Annotated in this window: 1 protein-coding gene; it reads left to right on the top strand. The window is 52.9% G+C overall.

What is annotated here, in order from left to right:
- Positions 1–250 precede the first annotated feature (250 nt).
- Positions 251–1,858: a phosphoenolpyruvate carboxykinase (ATP) gene (pckA, locus tag Q0F21_RS07350; RefSeq protein ID WP_297238725.1), complete on the top strand. Its 1,608-nt coding sequence runs from the start codon at positions 251–253 to the stop codon at positions 1,856–1,858.
- Positions 1,859–2,307: the final 449 nt, after the last annotated feature.

Raw genomic sequence — 2,307 nt, forward strand, 5'->3', positions numbered from 1 at the left:
CTTGCAAAGGGCATCTAATCACTGATTAGTGCCCTTTGCTTCGTATGGAGACGGAGGTGATAAAAGAGTAAATTAAATGCAATGGGATTGTATTGATGAAATAATTCGCTAAATCCTTGGTTAAGCTACTATTTTAGATTACCTTTGTCGTGCAATAAGGGGATGTGAATGGAGATCAATTACTCCCCTTTGCGGCTATCAGTAGAGTGTAAGAAAGAAGATAAACTTTATACGAACACAACATTAAATTATGGCAAACATCGACTTAAGCAAGTACGGCATCAAGGGTGTCAAGGAGATCATCCACAACCCGTCTTATGACCGTCTCTTCAAGGATGAGACCGATCCGTCTCTCGAGGGTTACGAGAAGGGTCAGGTGAGCGAGCTGGGCGCTGTCAATGTGATGACAGGTATCTACACCGGTCGCTCTCCTAAGGATAAGTTCTTCGTCGTAGACGAGACCTCTAAGGACACCATCTGGTGGGACAGCGAGGAGTATCACAATGACAACCACCCCTGCTCCAAGGAGACCTGGGATGTAGTGCGTAAGCTTGCCACCGATGAGCTCTCTGACAAGAAGCTCTACGTCGTGGACGCTTTCTGCGGTGCCAATGAGGACACTCGCGTCAAGATCCGCTTCATCGTCGAGGTGGCTTGGCAGGCTCACTTTGTCACCAATATGTTCATCCGTCCCTCCAAGGAGGAGCTGGAGAACTTTGGTGAGCCGGACTTCGTAGTCTACAATGCATCTAAGGCTAAGGTGGAGAACTGGGAGGAGCTCGGTCTCCACTCCGAGACCGCTGTTGTCTTCAACCTCACCAGCCGCGAGCAGGTCATCCTCAACACCTGGTATGGTGGTGAGATGAAGAAGGGTATGTTCAGCTACATGAATTACCTCAACCCCCGTCGTGGTATGGCCTCGATGCACTCCTCTGCCAATACCGATATGAATGGCGAGCACACCGCCATCTTCTTCGGTCTCTCCGGTACCGGTAAGACCACCCTCTCCGCTGACCCCAAGCGTCTCCTGATCGGTGACGATGAGCACGGATGGGATGACGATGGTGTCTTCAATTACGAGGGCGGCTGCTACGCTAAGGTGATCAACCTGAGCAAGGAGGGTGAGCCTGCCATCTATGGTGCCATCCGTCGTGATGCACTCCTCGAGAACGTTGCTCTTGACGAGGAGGGCAAGATCGACTTCGCAGACAAGTCTGTCACTGAGAACACTCGCGTCTCTTACCCCATCTACCACATTGACAACATCGTGAAGCCGGTCTCCAAGGCTGGTCACGCAGAGCGCGTCATCTTCCTGACCGCAGATGCCTTCGGTGTGCTGCCTCCCGTCTCTCTCCTTGATGACGCTCAGACTCAGTACTACTTCCTCAGTGGATTTACCGCTAAGCTGGCAGGTACCGAGCGTGGCATCACCGAGCCTACCCCCACCTTCTCAGCTTGCTTCGGCGCAGCATTCCTGACTCTGCACCCCACCAAGTACGCTCAGGAGCTGGTCAAGAAGATGAAGGCTCACAACACCAAGGCCTATCTCGTCAATACGGGATGGAATGGTACCGGTAAGCGTATCTCTCTGAAGCAGACCCGTGCTATGGTAGATGCTATCCTTGATGGCTCTATCGAGAATGCTCCTACGAAGAAGATCCCTTACTTCAATCTCACGATCCCCACAGAGCTGCCCAACGTAGACTCTAATATCCTCGATCCGCGCAGCACCTACGATAGTGAGGCTGCATGGGAGGAGAAGGCTAAGGACCTCGCCGGTCGCTTCATTAAGAACTTCAAGAAGTTTGAGACCAACGACCACGGTAAGTCTCTCGTACCTGCCGGCCCTCAGCTCTAAGCAGCTTGCAGCAATAGCCTGAGACGCCGCATAAAAGCGCCTCTCGCCTAAGTACTAAGAGATCCCGACACCGATTATCGGTGCCGGGATCTCTGCGTATATCCTCTCCTGATATAACCTCAAACTCAGACCGAAATCATTGTCTGATATTGGTCGGTATGGGGTCCGGCGACATAGGCGGAATCGAGGACATGTAGAGGACCTGAGCTGACGCATTTGAGTTTTACCTCGCTCGCCCGGTCCCGCTGGGGCTTACCCGCCGGCTCTCTCCTCTGACACCCCGCCCCTGTACGATGCCACACTCATCCCCTATGCCGGCGGGAGGCGGATCCCGTCAGGGATCCCCGGCGCCGGGGAGTATCGTATCGGGGCGGATAGAGTTCGGTGAATTCTAAACCCGGTATTAGTGATCACTAAACCCGGTAATAGTGATGACTAATACCGGGTTT

This window comes from uncultured Porphyromonas sp. (assembly GCF_934359325.1).
GTDB lineage: Bacteria > Bacteroidota > Bacteroidia > Bacteroidales > Porphyromonadaceae > Porphyromonas_A.

Bases quoted from the DNA above. Each gene is read 5' to 3' on its own strand.
- pckA (WP_297238725.1), top strand. From the start codon at position 251: ATGGCAAACATCGACTTAAGCAAGTACGGCATCAAGGGTGTCAAGGAG.